The 1,773-nt window shown below is 65.5% G+C and carries 3 protein-coding genes; all 3 read right to left on the bottom strand.

Going from position 1 to position 1,773, the window contains the following annotated elements; translation table 11 throughout:
- A partial coding sequence (locus MOV74_RS37360; protein WP_246932433.1) for a PhzF family phenazine biosynthesis protein occupies positions 1-567 on the bottom strand: 567 nt, incomplete at its 3' end.
- Between the two features lie 199 nt (positions 568-766).
- Positions 767-994, bottom strand: a complete 228-nt coding sequence (locus tag MOV74_RS37355) for a hypothetical protein (RefSeq protein WP_246932431.1) — start codon at positions 992-994, stop codon at positions 767-769.
- A 143-nt stretch (positions 995-1,137) separates the two neighbouring features.
- Positions 1,138-1,773: adenylate/guanylate cyclase domain-containing protein (locus tag MOV74_RS37350; RefSeq protein ID WP_246932430.1), on the bottom strand; the 636-nt coding region annotated here is incomplete at its 5' end.

The raw sequence follows: 1,773 nt of genomic DNA, 5'->3' as shown, positions 1-1,773 counted from the left end.
CGTCCGGCCGAATGCCGCGGCATCGGGCTTGGCCCGCCGCAACGCCTCGCGCGATCGCACCTCCGCAACCACGAAGGGCGTCCCGACACCGACGACCTGTGGCGCGTGGTGATCGGTCCTGATGTCATCGGCCGTCAAAGAGAGGCAGGACGCGACCTCCGCGGCGGAAAGCTGCGCAAGCCGCGACAGCGGCTGCGGCGCGGTCAGCTCGGTGCTGACCACCTTTCCCTGTTCTCTCCGAATCTCGACCGGCACGAGTCCCGCCTTCTCCTCGAACAGCAGGCAAGGCTTCGGCTCCTTCGCGAGGCTCGCCAGCACGAAGGACGTCCCGATATTGGGGTGACCTGCGAACGGCATCTCCCTAACAGGCGTGAAGATGCGCACCTCCGCATCATTGGCCTTGTCGCGCGGCGGCAGCACGAAGGTGGTCTCGGAATAGTTGAATTCGGTGGCGATCGTCTGCATCTGCGCCGTCGTGAGCCCGCCGGCATCGAGCACCACGGCGAGCTGATTGCCGCCGAAGGCGCGGTCGGTGAACACGTCGACGGTGACGTAGCGGCGCTGCATCTTCGATCCCTCATGCAAGTCGCGGCCGCAACCGGCCGCATCGCCGGCAGTCTACAGGCCGACAACATCGCTCGTCATGCCCCAAAATTCGGAGCAATCGGAGCAATCGTGACGAGGTGCTGGAGGCAGAGAAGTGCAGACTTTCGCGACGCCGGGCTGGCAGATTTTTTCACCAGCCCGGCCTCGTCTCACACGATCGTCAGTAGGCGTAGGAATACGGGTACGAGGACCCCGTGTTCGGCAGGCAGGGTGGCTGCTTGTAGGGCTCGGACGCATACGCGCCCTCGGCCGGCGCCCTGACACAGGAGTCAGTCGTCACCTGGGTTGCGGCAGCGCGCGTCGGGGCGATGTGGCGTGCCGATGCGGCTTGCGTCTGGGTGACGGCGGCGGCGATCAAGGCGGCCGCAACAAGGGTCATTCGGGTCATTGGTTCTCTCCAGATTGCATTCGGAAGACGAGATGTCTCGGCTTCCACTGTGCGAGACCCGAAAGCTACCAAAGATCTTTCATCACGCGCGTTCAACGGAGCGCGATTCCGCTTCAACGAAACGCTACTTACAGGTGAAGGCGCTACCCCAACTGAAACACCGCCACCGGCTGTTCATAGCCGCGCACCTCGACCTCGCCGAGTGCGACCGCATCGCGGCCGGCCTCGCCCAGCGCCTCGCGCACGGTCGCCGAAATCAGGAGCTGCGAGCCGAACTCCTTGTTCAGCGCTTCCAGCCGCGAGGCGAAGTTCACGGTGTCGCCGATGACCGTGTACTCCTTGCGCCGCGGCGATCCGATATTGCCGGCGACGACCTCGCCGAAATGGATACCGATGCCGATGCGAAGCGGCCAGCTCGTCTGCGCGTTGATGCGATCCATCGCGCTCAGCATCTCGCGGCCCGCGGCGACCGCGCGCTGCGCGGCGTCGGAGGCCTCCAGCGGTGCGCCAAACAGCGCGAGGAAACCATCACCGAGAAATTTGTTCACGATGCCGCCGTGCTTGTCGAGGATGTCGACCAGCACCGCAAAGGCGCCGTCCAGCCGGTCGACCACTTCCTGCGGAGTGCGCGACTGCGCGCCGGCGGTGAAGCCACGGAAATCGACGAACATCACCGCGACGCGGCGGACGTCACCGCCTCCGCTGGTGCCTTCCGCCATCAGCCGCTCCACCACCTGCGGAGAAACGTGCTGGCCGAACAGGTTCGTCACCCGGTCGCG

The organism is Bradyrhizobium sp. SHOUNA76 (assembly GCF_023006445.1).
Classification (GTDB): Bacteria; Pseudomonadota; Alphaproteobacteria; order Rhizobiales; family Xanthobacteraceae; genus Bradyrhizobium.
Note: the sequence above shows the minus strand (reverse complement) of the source record. Positions and strands in the feature narration are given on the sequence as shown.

Excerpts from the sequence above, each read along its gene's own strand:
- MOV74_RS37355 (WP_246932431.1), bottom strand. The coding sequence starts at position 994 with ATGACCCGAATGACCCTTGTTGCGGCCGCCTTGATCGCCGCCGCCGTC.